Below are 18,480 nucleotides of genomic sequence, written 5' to 3' on the forward strand. Positions count from 1 at the left end.
TGATAAATCACTTGAATTTACTTAGTTTTTGAGTTACTGGTTGTGTAGCGTTATAGATTGTTTTATAAATATCAAATAAGTTATGGTATGATTTACTATTTTCTTCAATAGGAGATACTTTTTGATTATATGTAATCCATGATTGACTCATTTCATTGAAAGTATCAAACCACGCTTCACCCATGGCAGCTAGCATCGCTGCCCCATAAGCTGGACCCTGTTCTTCAGTTCTTGTGGTAATCGCTGCATCGAAGACATCTGCTTGTATTTGGAGCCATTCTTGATTTTTTGCGCCGCCCCCGATAGAAACAATTTCCTTAATGTTAATACCGTTGTTTTTCATAATTTGAATGCTTTCATTTATAGAATATGTGATACCTTCAATAACAGAACGTTTCATATCGAGTTGTGTGGTATTCGCATCCAAACCGATAAAGCTGCCTCTAACTACCGCGTCATTATGTGGTGTACGTTCACCCAGTAAATAAGGTGTGTACATTAATCCATTCGATCCAACATCAGAATCAGAAATCGTTTTTAAAAATGCAGCAAAATCTGCATCAGGGTCTAGTAGTTGTTTTAACCATTCCAGACTATAACCAGCGGATAAAGTAACTCCCATAATGTATTTTTGATCAGGCACACAGTGATTAAAGTAATGAACATTGCCATCATTTTCATAGTCAGCATTATTTTCAATAGAGAGTGCTACGCCAGAAGTACCAATACTTACCAATTGCTTTTGTTCATCTGTGATACCAGAGCCTAAAGTGCCACATGCGTTATCAGCGCCCCCTTGATAGACATTGATATCCCAATCGATGTTTAAAGATTTTTTCACGTTGTCAGTTAATTGACCACTTTTTTCATGAGAAGCAATGATATCTGGACAAATAGATGTGTCAATATTTAAACTATTTAGTAGTTCAGTAGACCAATTTTCTTCTTTCACGCTAAACATAATTGTACCTGCAGCGTCTGAAGATTCTGTAAAAATGTTGCCAGTTAATTTATAAACAATGTAATCCTTTGGCAACATGAATTTATGAATTTTGTTGTAATTATCAAGTTCATTATTTTTAAGCCACATTAGTTTAGGTAATGTAAATCCTTCTAACACAGTGTTTTGTGTGAATTTCAGTAGTGCGTCGAGACCTAATTTATTTTTGATTTCATCAACTTCATTAGATGTACGTGTGTCATTCCATAAAATAGCAGGTCTAATGACTGCACCTGCTTGATCAATAACCACTAGGCCGTGCATTTGACCTGAAAAACTAATGCCAGTAATTTCTTTTTGTGCATATTTGTTTAATAAATGTTGTAAACTCTCAATTGTTGCGTCATACCAGATATCTGGATTCATTTCACTGTATCCAGATTTAGGATGCAGCGTATGATAAGAGACGCTGTATGAATCTACAACGTCTCCATTTTTATTAACAACAATAGACTTTAAGGAACTTGTACCAATATCTATACCGATTACATAAGTCATTTTTATCAGTCTCCATTATTAATGTTTAAAATATATTGATTCATTTGAGCTTTAATTACTTCTAAACGATCAGAAGTATTATCAATCTCATTAATGTTGAAAGCATATTCCTCTAATTCTTTAAATGAAGTATTACCTTCAACTATTTTTTTACCAATACCTTCAGCAAAAGATTTATATTTTTCATCTACAATATTTTCAAAGAAATTATCTTCAATCATTTTGTGTGCTACTTTTAAACCAAGTGCAAATGTATCCATACCAGCGATATGCGTTAAAATTAAATCTTCTTGTTTGAATGAAGTTCTTCTTGGCTTAGCATCGAAGTTCAAACCACCTGGATTTAATCCACCATTTTTTAAGATTTCGTACATTGCTAATGTTGTATCATAGACGTCAGTAGGGAATTCGTCTGTGTCCCAACCTAATAGTGGGTGACCTTGGTTTGCATCTACTGAACCTAATAAATCATTATCACGTGCATATCTTAATTCATGTTGGAAAGTGTGACCAGCTAATGTTGCATGGTTTGCTTCAATATTGAATTTGAATGTTTTATCTAAGTCATATTTTTGTAAGAAAGCATGTGAAGTCGCAACATCAGTATCATATTGGTGTGTTGTAGGTTCTTTTGGTTTAGGTTCAATTAAGAATTGTCCTGTATAACCAATTTCTTCTGCATAGCTTTTAGCCAATTTTAAGAAATTAGCTAAGTTGTCTAACTCTAATTTCATGTCTGTGTTTAGTAAACTTTCATAACCTTCACGTCCGCCCCAGAAAACAAAGTTTTCAGCGCCTAATTTTTTAGCGATTTCTAATGATTTCTTAACTTTTGCAGCGGCATATGCGAAAACTTCAGCGTTAGAAGAAGTTGCTGCACCATGTACGAAACGTTCGTGTGTAAAGTTGTTTGTCGTATTCCAAAGTAATTTTTTACCAGTTTGATCCATTTTTTCTTTAATAAGGTCTACAATGATATCTAAATTTTCATTAGATTCTTTTAATGTTGCACCTTCTGGAGCGATATCTATATCGTGGAAACAGAAATAATCAATACGTGTTTTTTCCATAAATTCGAAAATTGCATCAACTCTTGCTTTAGCTTTATCCATGTCACTTAAGTTATCCCAATCACGTTCAGCTGTACCAACACCGAATGGGTCAGATAAGTCAGCTGTAAATGTATGCCAATAAGCCACACCAAATCTTAGGTGTTCTGCCATTGTTTTGTCGCCTACTTTTTCTTCGGGATTATAATATTTAAAACTAAAAACATTATTTGATTTAGGTCCTTCGTAATTTACTTTATCAATATTGAAATATGTCATGATAATCCTCCTATAACTAGTTGGTTAGTTTATTAAACAAACTAACTTTAGAGATAATATAGCACGGAAAATTATTTTTGTAAACGCTTTCTAAAATATTTCAAAAATAACCCTTCTACAAAAATGTAAAAGGGTGTGCTTGTTTAGTTAGATTTTAATTGAATATCATCAATGTTTAATAATTTCTGCATAATTGCGATTGAGCCACCTAATAAGGTTGCGTGTTTCACATTCGTAGTAAGATTGAGTTGTACGGAATGAGTCGAATATTGATGTAGCTGTGTTTTAATCGAATCTAAAATAATAGGTAATTCATTGATTAATGTGCAGTTAACATAAATCATATCCGGATTAAATTGCGTATTTAAATTGTGAACTAATACTGCTATTTTAGTTGTAAAATATTCAATTTCTTGAATAACAATATCATTATGTTGATGATAAAGTTCGATAAGTTCTGAAAGTGATATATTTTGTTCAAATTTATTACTAATACTTTGAATTAATGCTTCTTGAGAGCAAATATTTTCAATTGTGTTGTATGTTTCACCATTTTGAAGAACGAGCGTTTTACCGATTTCGCCAGCTTCACCATTAGAGCCACGATATAATTTTTTATCGATGATTAAACCTGCACCAATGCCTTTGTGAATACTTAGAGCAATTAAATTTCTCATTTCTGAATTACTATGGATGCTTCTTTCATAAATTGCAGATAAGTTTGCTTCGTTTTCAATAATTACTGGGGCTCGAGTCAGTGATCTTAACTCATCTGTAATGGAAATGTCTTCACTTTGGAAGGGAAGGTGAATAATAGTTTGATTGTGATCTACAATACCGTGAATTGAGACAGACATGCCCAACAAGCCATAGGAAGTATCATAGCTTTCAGAAGTAGGTATATTTGTTTTTAATATAGCCAAGATGCTACTCACTTTTTTGTCAGGTAAGTTATATGATTCATGTTTTAACACGGTACCATCAAAATAATTGTACATTAATTCTACAGAGCTATATGTTAAATCCATAGAAATATAATAGCCATAATGTTTGTTGATTTTTAGGAGGATTGGTTTGCGTCCTCCGCTTTTCGTACTATTCCCTTCGCCCACTTCAATGACTAAGGATTTCTTTTTCAAAGTATTTAATATATTAGAAATAGTGGCTTTATTGATTTCTAAATTCTTAGATATTTGAGTGCGTGAAATATTATGATTGTTGAAGATTTGTTTTAATACACGTCTTTCATTCATACTGATTTTTAAATTATTTTCCATTTTTTTATTACCTCTTATAAGTTTAAACAGGGTTTAAATGCGATTTTTGTCTAATATTACAACAGTGTAACACATTACACCAAAGTTATAGATTATAGATAAAGTTATGTTAGCAAGTAATATTAGTGATACAAGTCTTATATTATATATTATAGTAGACAGATTAAAAAAATGGTAATTATGAAGATAAAACATAAAAATAATCTAAACATTTTTATGTTTAGATTATTTTAGAGTGTCGACAAAACCTCCGACTTTGTTGGCAATTATTATATACAAGATTTCCGCGGGCATATCCTGTAGTATCCAGCTAGCACTTTATTAACTAGTTATGAGACAGCCCAAATCATTGCCATTCTTAAAAACATATTATAATCAATTATCCATTTTTTGAATTTATATAGAAGAAAAAGCAAACGAAAATAAATATATAACTGAATCAATGAAAAAATTCCTTCAATATATACTTCCATTAAACTGAGCTAAGTTACCAGAGAAATATTTTTAGATTTCACTAATATTTTATGATTGACAAGTTATTTTCAAGAGCGTATTATATAAAAATGTACATGGGGTGTACTGTATAAATAAAAACACTCCACATATTTAAAAAATAGATAAATTCAAGGATTAAGTCTCTCCATAACGCAATGTTTATAGCGTTTGGGATTATTTTCAAACTAATAGTACGCGGGGTGTACATTTTTAAAAAAGAAAGGTAGATAGTAAATGTTTAATGAATTTAAATTTATATTCAGAAATAAAATGTTGATCGTATCTCTTATAGCCATAGCGCTTATCCCTCTAATTTATGTGGCACTATTTGTAGGCTCAATTTGGGACCCATATGATAAGACAGATCAATTCGAAATATCTATTGTAAATCAAGACGAATCAGCCAAATTAAATGGTGAAAAAATAACAATTGGCGATGATTTAGTAGATGAATTAAAAGATAATGAGAATTTTAAATTCCAAGCAGTTTCCGAGAAAAAAGCTGCACATGAATTGGAAAAAGGTAATAGTGTGGGAACAATTATTGTACCTAAAGACGCATCTAAAAATGCAACGACATTACTAGATGAAAATCCTAAAAAAATTAATTTAGAAACGCAAGTTAATCCAGGCTCAAGTTACACGGGTAGTCAAACTGCTCAGAAAGCAATTGATACAGTAACAGACACAATTAAAGATGACATTCGTGAAAATTACCTAACTGAAATATTTGCGAGTACAAAAAAATCACAAGATGGTTATCAAGATACATCTGACGCACTAGGCGAAATGTCTAATGCAGAGTCACAATTAATTGATGGTAATCAGCAAGTCAGTGATGGCTTGCAACAATTAGTTCCAGCGGTAGGACAACCTGCACAGCAATTATTATCAGGTAATGACCAAGTTACTGATGGTTTAAATCAATTACAGGAAAATAATAATCAATTAAAAGCTAAGTTAGATGAAGCAATCACGAGTCAGCAAGATGTTTCACTTGAAGATGACAATGAAAAAGCATTAAATAATGTAACGAAAATAAATGAAAATAATCCTACTGAGGCTGACAATTATGGCGAAACAATTGTACCTTATATGGCGAGTGTAAGTTTATTTGTTGGAGCAGTGTCATTTAGTGCGATTTATCCATTGAGAAAAACATTAAACAAAGGCGTTTCCTCAACTAAACAAGCGCTTGGTAAGCTATTACTTTATCTTCTGCAAGGTAGTTTATCAGCATTGTTTATGAGTAGTTGGGTTATATTTGCATTCAATATGTCGATTGACAACGTAGGCCAGTTCCTATTAGTGAGCTTCTTATGGGCTATTGCTGCAATAACGATTACGTCATTCTTAGCATTATTCTTGGATAGAATTGGATTATTCTTATCCATGTTATTACTCATATTACAATTGAGTTCAAGTGAAGGTATGTTCCCAATTGAACTTTCAGCCAGTTTCTTTAGATGGATTCATCCATTTTCTCCAATGTCCTATGCGATTCAAGGATATAGAGAAGCAATCTTTACCAATGCTGGACACTTTGACTTTAGTTTCATTGTAATACTATTAAGTGCTATTATTATTGGAATGATATTATTACAATTCTTAGTGCTATTATGGTTTAACAAGAGAGAAAAAGTTCCATTTTCAGTGGAATTTAAGTAAAGCTAAAGCAATATAGGGGTGAAAAGTATGGAAAATGAAAACATCAATCAAACGATAGAAGAAGCCATTACCAAATTTCAGTTTGTTATGTTGCATTTAAATAAAGAAATTGTAGAAATGATAAAGGAAACAGGTTTAGGTAATTTTCTATCAAGAGAACAAATTGAAGCAATGAGAATAATACAAACTGAAGGTAAAGTGACGATTAATGAACTTGCAATGTTGCAAAATATATTTAAAACGGCAGCTTCTAAACGTATCGTTAAATTAGAAGAAATGGGCTACGTTGAAAGAGCCTATACAGATAATAAACGTATTAAATTAGTTAAACTCAGTACAGAAGGGGAGACTTTTTTAAAAAAGGCAAATTCAATTATGATTGAAGCTGTTAAAGAACGTATAGGTGACAAATTTACAACAGATGAAGTACATGAGTTTGTAGACCAATTGTCGCGTCTTAATGACGCATTTAAAGCACATAAAAACTGACAAAAAGACTCGCATACAATGCGAGCCTTTTTTGTTATTATATTATTTATTATTTCAAACATATTTTGTTTATAATGAATAGACTTAAATATTAACAATTAGTATAATTAGCATTGTAATTGAAGCGAATAAATAGAAATAGGAGGCGCACGATTATGATAAAAAGAACAACTGAACGCGTACTCACATGGATAGGTATTGCATTGCAATTAATTGGTGTAGTTCTTATCGCAGTTTTCATACCAATGATAGGTAACAATGAGGTGAAAGAAACAGTCATTCAACAAATGATGGCAGATGATCCAAGCTTCTCATATGAAGATGGTACAAGTATCTTCGGTATGTTGAGTAGTTTATTAACAGCAGGCTTGGTTTTATCTATAGTAATTTTGATCATTGCAATCATTGGAGCTATTCTAATAAATAAAAAAGCTAAAGCAGCTGGAATCTTACTTATTCTAGTAGGTGTCATTTCATTCTTAGGAAACTGGATAAATGCGATATTATGGATTGTTGCAGGTGTTATGTTATTAGTAAGAAAACCAAAACAACCGATTCATGGTGAAGGTGAAATGTATAATGACAATAAACAAGACACAGTGAATGAGTCATATGAAAGATCTAATTCTAATCAAGATCAAGATTTAAAAGACTTTGATGATTTAGATGGAAAAACGAAACAAGATCATAATGATCCATATAAATACTAATTAAACTCGACAATTAAATAGATCAAAAACAAACTAGGTTTCCAGATGATTGGAAATCTAGTTTTTCAAATTATAAATAAAATAGACATATTATAGTCATATTCACATTCATAAAACCGTAAAAAATATGTTATATTTTAATAAAGAGCTATTCAATTAAATTAATTGTTATCAGGCTATTTTCTGATATTAAAATGGGGTGAAAAATATGATGATGGTAATTGGAATGCTATTACCTATTTTGGTAGTTGGATTTATAGTGATGTCAGTGTTAGAAGAGAAAAAAAGAAATCGTAAGAAATAAAATATTAAGTATTTGAAAGAAATACTAAACTTAGAATACTTAATTACAAAATAGAGCTAATTTCCGCATGAAATTGGCATTTTACCCAAAGGTTAGCCTTACCTCTTAGTGAAGGAAGACTAGCAGAAGTCTAATTCTCGACTCAGTATGTGGAAATCATAGTGGTTTGGATATATTTTTTCAGACGACCAAGTTAAAAAGAGTCTAGATTTTAGAATCTTAAAAATGAAATCCCATACATAAAATGTTTATAAAACAACGGATTGTTTCACGTTAAACAATCCGTTTTTTATTTCATACGTAAATATAAAGATGAAAAATATTTTATTAGTCAGACAAACAGTAAATTAATTAATATTCTGCTATCATAAACTATAATAATTAATTTATATAAGTCTAATTCATATATGATTTTGAACAAAGGGGGAATATAATGAGTGAGATGTTGTATATTTTACAAACTGTACTTTTACCTATTTTTATCATGATTTTTTTAGGGTTTATTTTACAAAAGAAATTCACATTAGATTTAAAGACGCTAGCTAAATTAAATATATATGTATTTGTACCAGGGTTTATATTTGTGAAGTTTTATAAAACAGATTTCGCTATAAAGCTTTTATTTTACATAGTTATTTTCTTTATTTTGTATATGGTCGTCCTATATATAATTGGTAAGCTGTTGTCTACTATTCGTAAAACAGATAAAGGGGAAGCAACAACGTTGACGAATAGTATTCTGTTTTTCAATTCAGGCAACTATGGCGTTCCAGTTAATGATTTAGTGTTTAAAGGCGATCCATTAGCTATGTCTGTGCAAGTTATTGTATTGTCATTACAAAATATATTCACTTTTTCATACGGAATTTTTGCGATTCAGTCGTTGCAAATAGGGAAATTACAGGCGCTACTTGGATATTTTAAAATGCCAGTTTTATACGCTTTGGTGTTAGCTATTATTTTAAATTATAATAATGTGCCAATACCAGAATTTATTTGGACGCCAGCAAATTACGTGGCGGATGCAATGATTGCTGTTGCATTATTATTGCTAGGTGCTCAAATTGCGAATATTAAATTCAGCTTTAAATGGTCAATTTCTTATATTTATATATTTGTGAGACTAGTTATTGGTCCACTTATTGCTTTAGTGATTATTAAATTACTTGGTTTAGAAGGCGTGATTGCACAAACGTTATTTATCGCTTCTGCTATGCCAACATCGGTAAATAGTTCAGTTATTGCGCAAGAATATGATAACCACCCAGAACTTGCTGCGCAATTGGTCTTCTTATCAACACTATTAAGTGCAGTAACAGTAGTCATCGTCATCTATTTTTCTAGAATTCTATTTTAAATATCTAGACAACCTAGTGGAGTGGGGATATGAAATCATAATTGGATTTCATATCCCCGCTCTCTTTTTTAGAATTTTGATTTATTTATCGGACGTGTTATAAATAGGTCGTATATCACATATTACGAAATAAAAATTTAAAATCTATTTATAAAGGACCGATTAAATTGACTGATGCAGTGTTAGGTATTGATATTGGAACAAGCTCTGTTAAAGTAATAGCAGTAAATAGACATGGTAAAGTTTTACAGAGTGCAAGCGAATCTCTAGACATCATACAGCCACAAAATGGGTTTAATGAACAACATCCAGAAGCTTGGTTTGAAGCAACTAAACGATGTATTAAGCGATTAATGGTGACAGATGAAGTTAAGCATATGCATATTAGCGGACTATCACTTTCAGGACAAATGCATAGTTTAGTAATATTGGACGATAATGGCGAACCACTAAGAAATGCAATTCTTTGGAACGATACAAGGACTACACCTCAATGTGAAGTTATTAGAGAAAAACTAGGTGATTATGTGTTAGATAATCCTGTATTAGAAGGTTTTACCCTTACGAAATTATTATGGATAAAGGAAAATGAACCTGAACATTGGCGCAATACGAAAGTGTTTTTATTACCTAAGGATTATGTTCGATTCAAATTAACTGGTAAGTTAAATATGGAATATTCAGATGCCTCAAGTACATTATTATTTGATCATAAGTGCAAAGCTTGGGATGAAAATATTGGTAAACAATTTGGTATTCATAATATTTACCCTAAACTTGTAGCTTCACATAAATTAGTTGGTTATATGGACGAGGAGATAGCAACAGAACTCGGACTAAATGCGCAAGTGGCTGTTATTGCAGGTGGTGGTGATAATGCATGTGGAGCGCTTGGTGCGGGAATGATTAAAACCAATGAAACACTCTGTAGTATTGGCACCTCAGGCGTGGTCTTATCATGTGAAAGTGAAAAACATACGGAGTATCGCCGGAATATGCATTATTTTAATCATGCTTTAGAAGATATGGCTTATGTTATGGGCGTGACACTTGCTGCTGGTGACAGTTTGCAGTGGCTACGCCGAAATATATTAGGACATTTAAGCTATGATGAAATCATTACCATGGCGAGCCAATCACAGGTTGGCAGTAATGGCTTATTATTCACACCATATCTATCGGGAGAACGCACGCCACATGGGGATTCCAACATCAGAGGGAGCTTTATAGGTTTAAGTGGCTTACATAGTAGTGGGGACATGGCACGGGCAGTTATTGAAGGTATAACCTTTTCTTTATTCGAGTCGATAAAATATTTACGTGATTGTGGTAAAGATATTCAACATGTCGTGTCTATCGGAGGCGGTGCAAAAAGCGACTTTTGGTTGCAATTACAAGCCAATATATTTAATGCTGAAATTAGTAAATTGAAGTATGAAGAAGGGCCTTGTATGGGTGCGGCAATCTTGGCTGTATATGGTCTAGGATGGTGTGAAAGTATCGAAGCGGCTACAAAGCAATTTATACGTTATGAAAAATCTTTTAAACCAGATAGTGAGAAACACAAACAATATATGCAATATTTTGCTTTATATCAAAGTGTATATCGACAAACTCAAAGTCTTACAGCTAGTTTATTAGAAGTATCTAAAGGTAAAAAATAGTTACTAGTTGAATTATTTAAAAATAAGTAATAGTATCTACTTTAACACTTAAAAACAACTTAAATTATAATACCACTTGAAATAATCAATGGAATAGGTTAAGTTGTATGTAATAATTCTTCAACACGTATTTAATAATTATTATAAAAATTAAATAGCTTAAATAACCACTGGAAGTGCCTTGCATAAGGCTGAGACCGAAGTAGTAACTTGGGAATTCCTTGAACCTGATCCAGTTTGTACTGGCGTAGGAAAGTGGCGTTATAAACATGCGAATTCGTTAATCCAACGTCATTTTTCTTACCAGAAAAATGACGTTTTTTTATTTGGGGTGAAAACATTGTTTATAGCAATTACACAGTATAAGTATTTAAATGCAGTAGAAATTAAGCAGTATATCGAAATAGAGCAGTTTATAGACTATTTAATTATCAGAACACCAATGGAGACGGCTGAATTGATTGATTGGGTTCATTTGCTTAATCAATCCGGCTTTCCTAAAAGTAAAATAATTATTCATGACAATTTAACTGTATTAACACGATGCAAGTTACGTGCGATTCATTTTAAAGAAAAAGATGAGCGCATAGCGGACTTTAAATATAATCATCCAGACATCCAAGTTAGTATGTCTACACATGACACAAAACATATAGCGCAAGCAGAAGCATTACAGTTAGCATTTGTCTTATATGGACATATTTTTAAAACCAATTCCAAACCGAATCAACATCCAAGGACAGAAAATGAAATAAATAAAGCGTTAAAATTCAATATCCCAATTATCGCTTTAGGCGGTATCAATACACAAACTTTAAAAGAGCTACCTAATGGATTCAAAGGCATTGCAGGGATTTCCATTTTTGCGCAACAAAACGTAAATGAAATCAAACAGCTGAAGGAGGATTGGAAGACGTATGTATGATGTCATAATCATTGGCTCTGGTGTAATGGGCATGTCAATCGCGAGAGAATTAAGTAAATCAGATATCAAAATTGCTGTGATAGATCGTGATATACCAGGGAAACATGCTTCATTTAAAGCTGGAGGAATGCTTGGTGCTCAAAATGAATTTACTGAAGACAGTGATTTGTTTCATATAGCACGACAGGCTCAAGAAATGTTCGAGCCACTGAGGGATAGTTTGCTAGATGAAGTAGGCTTAGATATTGAATATCTGGATAGTGGTTTAATTAAAATCGCAAGCAGTATTGATGATAACGCAAGTGTTGAAAAGCAATATAAATTTCTGCAGCAATACAACCGAGCTTTGGAATTATTGACTGCAAAGTCACTGAAAGAAAGAACGAATGGCAACGTAATATCAGACAATTTATCCGCGATGTATATACCGAATGATAATCAAATCAATGCCAATAAATACACGAAAGCGTTATTAAAATCATTAGAACAACGGGGCATTCACCGTATTTACAACACAGAAGTTAGTGACATAACACCATTAAATCCAGGCTATCGTGTGGTAACCGACACAGATGTGTTAACTGCGGAAAAGGTAGTGGTCGCTGGAGGAGCTTGGAGTGGAAAATTATTGAGTCACTACATGCCAAACAGTAGTGTTACAGGCGTTAAAGGTGAAGTGTTACTTGTAGAGCATCCAAATCTGTCTTTAGAAACAACGCTATTTACTACAAATGGTTGTTACGTTGTTCCAAAAATGAAAAATCGTTATTTAATTGGAGCCACAAGTTACTTTGATGATTATTCAGTAGGTGTTTCTCAATTAGGGAAAAAATGGTTGTTACAACAGGCTACGACGCATATTCCTAAATTAAGAGATGGTAAATTAATCAATCAATGGTCAGGCATTAGACCTTATACCTCAGGTGAAAAACCCATTATGGATGAAATAGACAAGCATTTATTTATCATTTCAGGGCATTATCGCAATGGCATTTTACTATCACCTTACGTCGGAAAATGGATGAGCAATTGGATTCAGTATGATCGTAAGCCGAAACAATTTGCAGATTTTATAATTGAAAGGGGTAAGACCAATGAAGTGCATTATAAACGGTGACAACTTTACATTTGATAAGGCATTAAGTATTCAGGAAGTAATTCAAGAACTAGATTTGGATGAAACGCGTATGATTGTGGAACATAATGAACAATTAATTCAGAGAGAACAATTTTCAAAGCATAAGGTTACGGATGACGATCGTTTGGAATTATTAGAATTTGTAGGAGGCGGATAACATGTTCAAGATAGGCGAATTTAAGTTAAATTCAAGATTATTATTAGGAACAGGGAAATTTGATAGTGAAGCGATACAAACTGAAGCAATCGAGGCGTCAGGGACAGAGGCTTTGACCTTTGCAGTACGTCGAATGAATTTATATGATAAAAAGTTACCCAATCCATTAGCGAAAGTAGACTTATCTAAATTCATTACTTTTCCTAATACTGCCGGGGCCAAATCAGCAGAAGAAGCAGTCCGTATAGCTGAAATCGCAAATCATGCAGGTGTCTGTGACATGATAAAAGTAGAAGTTATAGGAGACGATGAAACGTTATTACCCGACCCGTTAGAAACGTATAAAGCTTGTGAAATCTTGTTAGATAAAGGTTATACAGTTTGTCCTTATATTTCTAATGATGTGGTATTAGCAAAACGATTAGAAGATTTAGGTGTGCATGCAATTATGCCACTCGCATCACCGATAGGCACGGGAAGAGGTATTAATAATCCTTTGAATTTACGTTATATAATCGAAAAAGTAAATGTTCCTGTCATAGTTGATGCGGGTATTGGTTCTCCTAAAGATGCCTGTCATGCAATGGAACTCGGAGCAGATGGTATCCTACTTAATACGGCAATATCTAGCGCACAAAATCCAGTGAAAATGGCGGAAGCGATGAAATTAGGTATTCATGCAGGTAGGTTGAGTTATGAAGCGGGAAGAATACCAGTGAAATACACAGCACAAGCTTCAAGCCCTACTGAAGGTATAGGGTTCCTATGACACAACGCTATGATCGTCAAATGCGTTATGAACCATTTGGTAAATATGGACAAGCGCAATTGCAACAGACACATGTCATGATTATGGGCGCAGGTGCGCTTGGAAGCCAATGTGCAGAGTTGTTAACTCGAATGGGTGTTGGTCAGCTCACTATTATCGATATGGATATTGTAGAAGAATCCAATTTACACAGACAGGCTACTTATGTTGAAGCAGATGCCACGCAAATGCTGCCTAAAGTAGAAGCGTTAAAAGTACATCTTGGCCAAATTAATAGTGAAGTTCAAGTACAGGCGTTATATCAAGAGATTACAAATACAAATATAGAAGCATTACTCTGTCAACATCAACCTGACATCGTACTGGATGGAATGGATCATTTTGCGATTAGGTATTTGATTAATGAAGTTTGTCATAAATTAGGTGTGCCATGGATTTATGGAGCAGCTGTAGGCAGCAAGGGTACAGTATATGCCATTGATTATCATGGGCCATGCTTAAAATGTATGCTTGGTACAACGCCATCTACAGGGGAAAGTTGCGCAATAAATGGTGTACTTCCTCCAGTGATTCATCAAGTGGCAAGCATGGAAGTATCAGAGTTATTAAGGTGGCTGTCTGGAAAAGGCTTTTCTAGAAAGTTAACAACGATGGACTGCTATACGATGCAGTATAAAACACTTAATATAGATACATTAAAAAACAATAACTGCCCTATCTGTAACGAAGGAAATTATGAATATCTCAACATGGCTCAACAAAATTCTATTGAAAAACAGTGCGGTAATGTATTTCTATTGAGATTTACTCCTCAAATATTTAAATATACAGATTTACTACCAGTGAAAGTCATGAAAAGTAATTATTTCGCTAAAATGATATCTTACCGAGATTATCAAATAACGCTATTTAAAGACGGCAGAATGAACGTGTATGGTATTGAAAATGAAGAGCAAGCAGTAGCATTATATGAAGAATTTCTAAAATGCTTAAAGTGATAAATGAGTTAATACATTTATTGCAAAAACAAACTAAAGTTCATGAAATGTTTAAAAATATATGACAAATTCGTTAACGTAGATGTTCATATTTAAATCACTATATATAGTGTTATAAATTAAAATAAAACACAATATATAGTAAAGAGGGATAATGTGAATAAACTTGAAACGAATTTAAAAAATCTTATTACTAAAGATCCTACAGTAGTTAATGAAAATGCCAATAAAGATAGTTCTACGTTTTCAACAATGAGAGATTTAACGGCGGGAGTAGTTTCTAAATCATATGCATTGGACTATTTACTGCCAAAGCATGTGGCTGAAGCGCATAAACAGGGAGATATTCATTTTCATGATTTAGATTATCATCCTTTTCAACCGCTAACGAATTGTTGTTTAATCGATGCTGAAAGTATGCTAGAAGACGGTTTTCAAATAGGTAACGCAACAGTTACTTCACCGAAATCGATTCAAACGGCATCTGCGCAGTTAGTACAGATTATTGCGAATGTATCGAGTAGTCAGTATGGCGGTTGCACAATTGATAGAGTCGATGAATTGTTAAGTAAGTACGCTCAATTTAATGAGCAAAAACACCGCAAAGTTGCAGAAAAATTTGTGAATGCAGCGGATATTGATACATATGTGGATAATCAAGTGACACAAGATATAGTCGATGCTATTGAGAGTTTAGAGTATGAAATTAATACTTTATATACATCTAATGGACAGACGCCATTTGTAACACTGGGATTTGGACTCGGTATAGATAAATATAGCCGTAAAATTCAGCAAGCAATTTTTCACACGCGTATTAAAGGATTAGGTAAAGACCGCATTACTGCAATTTTTCCTAAATTAGTATTTTCCATCAAAAAAGGTGTGAATTTCAGTGAATCAGATCCCAATTATGATATTAAACAACTTGCGCTAGAATGTTCTACAAAGCGTATGTACCCAGATATTTTAAATTATGATAAAACTGTGGAATTGCTAGGCGATTTTAAAGCACCGATGGGATGTCGTTCATTTTTACCTGCATGGAAAAATGAAGCAGGTGAATATGAAAATAATGGTAGATGTAATCTTGGGGTAGTGACACTCAATGTACCACGCATTGCATTAGAATCTGATGGAGATATAGAACTATTTTGGAAATTATTCCATGAACGCATGAATATCATGCATGATGCGTTAGTGTATCGTTTAGAGCGAATAGCAGAAGCAACACCTGATAATGCTCCTATTTTATATAAAAATGGTGCATTTAAACATCGCTTAACAGACAATGATAGTGTAATGGACCTATTTAAAGGTCAACGTGCAACATTATCTATGGGTTATATCGGTTTATATGAAGCGGCTACAGTATTCTTTGGTCCGAATTGGGAAAGTAATTCCAAAGGCAAAGCATTTACGTTAGCTATTTTAAAAGCCATGAAAGTTTATCAACTACGTTGGACTGAAAAATACGATGTGTGGTTCAGCATATATAGTACACCAAGTGAATCTTTAACAGATAGATTTTGCAGATTAGATCGAGAAAAATTTGGTGACGTTGCTGACATTATAGATAAAGGCTACTACCAAAATTCATTCCATTATGATGTACGTAAAGACATTACACCATTTAAGAAAATAGATTTTGAAAAAGATTATCCTGTATATGGGAGCGGTGGGTATATTCACTATTGCGAGTATCCAAAGCTTAATCATAATTTGAAAGCTTTGGAAGCGGTTTGGGATTATTCCTATGACAAGGTGAGCTATCTAGGGACGAATATCCCTATCGATCATTGTCGTAAATGTGATTTTAAAGGAGATTTCAAAACAACAGCTAAAGGTTATCAATGTCCTGAATGTGGTAATGATGACCCAACAACTGTAGATGTCGTTAAACGAACTTGCGGTTATTTAGGCAATCCTGTACAACGACCGACAATTGAAGGTCGTCATAAAGAAATGTGTGCACGTGTTAAACACTTGAAAGATACAACATTATGAAAATCTTAGAAATCACAAAGGGACAAGGTTATATTGCCAAAATAGAAGCACAGAGCTTTGTTGATGGTGAAGGGGTTAGATGCAGTATGTACGTTTCTGGTTGTCCTTTTGCTTGTAAAAATTGTTATAACAAAGCTGCTCAAAATTTTAGATACGGAGAACGTTTTAACGAAACTATTTTAGAAGAAATTATGGATTATTGCGAACCTGATTATATTTCAGGTTTAAGCATTTTAGGTGGCGAACCTTTTTGCAATTTAGATATTACTTTAAAGTGTGCGCAAGTATTGAGGCAACGTTTTGGTAATTCCAAATCGTTATGGGTATGGACAGGATTTTTATATGAATATTTAGTTCAAGATACTGCTGAGAGAAGGGCATTACTTGAGCTCATCGATGTATTAGTAGATGGGCCTTTTATCAATCATTTGTTTCAATCTAACTTACCTTATAAAGGTTCATTAAATCAACGCATTATTGATGTACCAATTTCATTGAGCACAGGTAAACGATGTGAATATATTACGACTTAAAAAAGAACTTAATTTTTTATATTCTAACTCGGTTACGCAAGCGAATTAGTATTAATATAGTAAGAAGTTTCCTAATATAGAGAGGAACAAGGAACAAGGAACAAGAAACTGAATTTAATCATTATAGATAGAGATTAAGCATAGCGTAAAGGAGTAGATTATGAATGTGTACAGGATTTTCATTCTTATCAAAGAGTAACCAGGCGATCTTAGGACGTACGATGGATTTTGTCTATCATTTGGACGGACAACCCGCAGTACAGCCGCGTCATTTTTATTGGGAATCACGTGTTGGATATAAAGGTGAGACGCTGTATGGTTTTATCGGAGCAGGCAGCGATATGGCAGGCTTTGTATTTGGAGACGGCGTGAATGAACACGGCGTGGGTGTTTCCGTACAATACTTTAGAGGTTATGCATCGTATGCTTCTGAAGTACGAGAAGGCTTTATAAATATTAGCCAAAACGAAATTATTACATGGATACTTGGCTATAATAAAAATATTGACGATTTAATCGAAAATGCTAAATCAGTTAATGTGGTAGCACATGTAGTAAACGAAATTGCAGAAGTACCGCCATTGCATTATCACGTTTCTGATGATACAGGTAGATCTGTCGAACTTACATTCCAAAATGGCAGTATCGTCATAAATGAAAATCCAATCGGCGTATTAACGAATAACCCAGATTTAAACTGGCATTACGAAAACCTAAGAAATTATACAAATATTACACCACAGAAACCAAAGGAAAGTACATTTATGGGGCAACCACTAAAATCCTTAGGAAATGAAGGTGGCACTTATGGTTTACCGGGTGGCTATACAGCACCAGAGCGATTTGTGCGCACCGCATTTTTGAAAAATCATCTTATAAATAGTGACAAACCTGAGTATGATGTGTTGGATGCATTCAAATTATTAGATGGCATTAGTATTCCTAAAGGCGCTGTACTTGATGAAAATGGAGAATTGCATTATACCCTTTACCAAACAGTGTTCAATTTAACAACACGCACAATGTATGTTAAATGGTACGATACAAACCAAATGACTGAATTGCAATTAACTGAAGACCTCATCACAAAAAAAGATATTACTGTTTTTGAAACAGCTAAAGGTTTAGCTACCAATAAATTGAATTAATAACATATTGATTAT

Annotated in this window: 16 protein-coding genes and 1 riboswitch; of the genes, 13 read left to right on the forward strand and 3 right to left on the reverse strand. The window is 33.3% G+C overall.

Annotation, left to right across the window (positions count from 1 at the left end):
- Positions 1 to 7 precede the first annotated feature (7 nt).
- From xylB (SOJ_RS02185) to SOJ_RS02195, 3 genes are all read right to left on the reverse strand, one after another.
- Positions 8 to 1,498, reverse strand: coding sequence for a xylulokinase (gene xylB, locus SOJ_RS02185; RefSeq protein WP_002506441.1), 1,491 nt, complete (start codon positions 1,496 to 1,498; stop codon positions 8 to 10).
- A 5-nt stretch (positions 1,499 to 1,503) separates the two neighbouring features.
- A complete protein-coding gene (gene xylA, locus SOJ_RS02190; protein WP_002506442.1) occupies positions 1,504 to 2,826 on the reverse strand; it encodes a xylose isomerase in 1,323 nt (440 codons plus the stop codon).
- Between the two features lie 143 nt (positions 2,827 to 2,969).
- Positions 2,970 to 4,103, reverse strand: a complete 1,134-nt coding sequence (locus tag SOJ_RS02195; protein ID WP_002506443.1) for an ROK family transcriptional regulator — start codon at positions 4,101 to 4,103, stop codon at positions 2,970 to 2,972.
- Positions 4,104 to 4,832: 729 nt separating this feature from the next.
- On the opposite strand from SOJ_RS02195, the gene SOJ_RS02200 reads away from it, so the two are divergent.
- The 13 genes from SOJ_RS02200 (at position 4,833) to SOJ_RS02260 (ending at position 18,465) form a co-directional block, all read left to right on the forward strand.
- Positions 4,833 to 6,266, forward strand: a complete 1,434-nt coding sequence (locus SOJ_RS02200; RefSeq protein WP_002506444.1) for a YhgE/Pip family protein — start codon at positions 4,833 to 4,835, stop codon at positions 6,264 to 6,266.
- 27 nt (positions 6,267 to 6,293) lie between these two features.
- Positions 6,294 to 6,755 carry a MarR family winged helix-turn-helix transcriptional regulator gene (locus SOJ_RS02205; RefSeq protein ID WP_002506445.1) on the forward strand — a complete coding sequence of 154 codons (462 nt, stop codon included), beginning with the start codon at positions 6,294 to 6,296 and terminating at the stop codon, positions 6,753 to 6,755.
- A gap of 155 nt (positions 6,756 to 6,910) precedes the next feature.
- On the forward strand, positions 6,911 to 7,465 hold the full coding sequence (locus tag SOJ_RS02210) for a DUF4064 domain-containing protein (RefSeq protein ID WP_002506446.1): 555 nt from the start codon (positions 6,911 to 6,913) through the stop codon (positions 7,463 to 7,465).
- 737 nt (positions 7,466 to 8,202) lie between these two features.
- On the forward strand, positions 8,203 to 9,126 hold the full coding sequence (locus SOJ_RS02215) for an AEC family transporter (protein ID WP_002506448.1): 924 nt from the start codon (positions 8,203 to 8,205) through the stop codon (positions 9,124 to 9,126).
- A gap of 167 nt (positions 9,127 to 9,293) precedes the next feature.
- Entirely contained in the window at positions 9,294 to 10,790 is a 1,497-nt protein-coding gene (gene xylB / locus SOJ_RS02220) for a xylulokinase (protein ID WP_002506449.1), read from the forward strand.
- Positions 10,791 to 10,952: 162 nt separating this feature from the next.
- Positions 10,953 to 11,061, forward strand: a riboswitch (TPP riboswitch).
- Positions 11,062 to 11,121: 60 nt separating this feature from the next.
- On the forward strand, positions 11,122 to 11,715 hold the full coding sequence (locus SOJ_RS02225; RefSeq protein WP_238536959.1) for a thiamine phosphate synthase: 594 nt from the start codon (positions 11,122 to 11,124) through the stop codon (positions 11,713 to 11,715).
- On the forward strand, positions 11,708 to 12,832 hold the full coding sequence (locus SOJ_RS02230; RefSeq protein ID WP_002506451.1) for an NAD(P)/FAD-dependent oxidoreductase: 1,125 nt from the start codon (positions 11,708 to 11,710) through the stop codon (positions 12,830 to 12,832). Before SOJ_RS02225 ends, SOJ_RS02230 begins: the two co-directional genes overlap by 8 nt.
- Positions 12,810 to 13,010, forward strand: a complete 201-nt coding sequence (gene thiS, locus SOJ_RS02235) for a sulfur carrier protein ThiS (protein WP_002506452.1) — start codon at positions 12,810 to 12,812, stop codon at positions 13,008 to 13,010. Before SOJ_RS02230 ends, thiS begins: the two co-directional genes overlap by 23 nt.
- 1 nt (position 13,011) lies before the next feature.
- Positions 13,012 to 13,779 (forward strand): thiazole synthase, encoded by a 768-nt coding sequence (locus SOJ_RS02240; protein WP_002506453.1) that lies wholly within the window; start codon positions 13,012 to 13,014, stop codon positions 13,777 to 13,779.
- Entirely contained in the window at positions 13,776 to 14,777 is a 1,002-nt protein-coding gene (locus SOJ_RS02245) for a ThiF family adenylyltransferase (protein ID WP_002506454.1), read from the forward strand. The genes SOJ_RS02240 and SOJ_RS02245 overlap by 4 nt, the downstream gene beginning before the upstream one ends.
- A 138-nt stretch (positions 14,778 to 14,915) precedes the next feature.
- The gene (gene nrdD, locus SOJ_RS02250) at positions 14,916 to 16,784 is read left to right on the forward strand and encodes an anaerobic ribonucleoside-triphosphate reductase (RefSeq protein WP_274516990.1); all 1,869 of its coding nucleotides are present in this window, start codon (positions 14,916 to 14,918) and stop codon (positions 16,782 to 16,784) included.
- Positions 16,781 to 17,317, forward strand: a complete 537-nt coding sequence (nrdG, locus tag SOJ_RS02255; RefSeq protein ID WP_002506456.1) for an anaerobic ribonucleoside-triphosphate reductase activating protein — start codon at positions 16,781 to 16,783, stop codon at positions 17,315 to 17,317. Before nrdD ends, nrdG begins: the two co-directional genes overlap by 4 nt.
- 164 nt (positions 17,318 to 17,481) lie before the next feature.
- Positions 17,482 to 18,465, forward strand: a complete 984-nt coding sequence (locus SOJ_RS02260) for a choloylglycine hydrolase family protein (RefSeq protein ID WP_002506457.1) — start codon at positions 17,482 to 17,484, stop codon at positions 18,463 to 18,465.
- The last annotated feature ends 15 nt before the right edge of the window (positions 18,466 to 18,480 follow it).

Origin of the sequence: Staphylococcus sp. OJ82, assembly GCF_000294465.1 — a bacterium.
GTDB lineage: Bacteria > Bacillota > Bacilli > Staphylococcales > Staphylococcaceae > Staphylococcus > Staphylococcus equorum.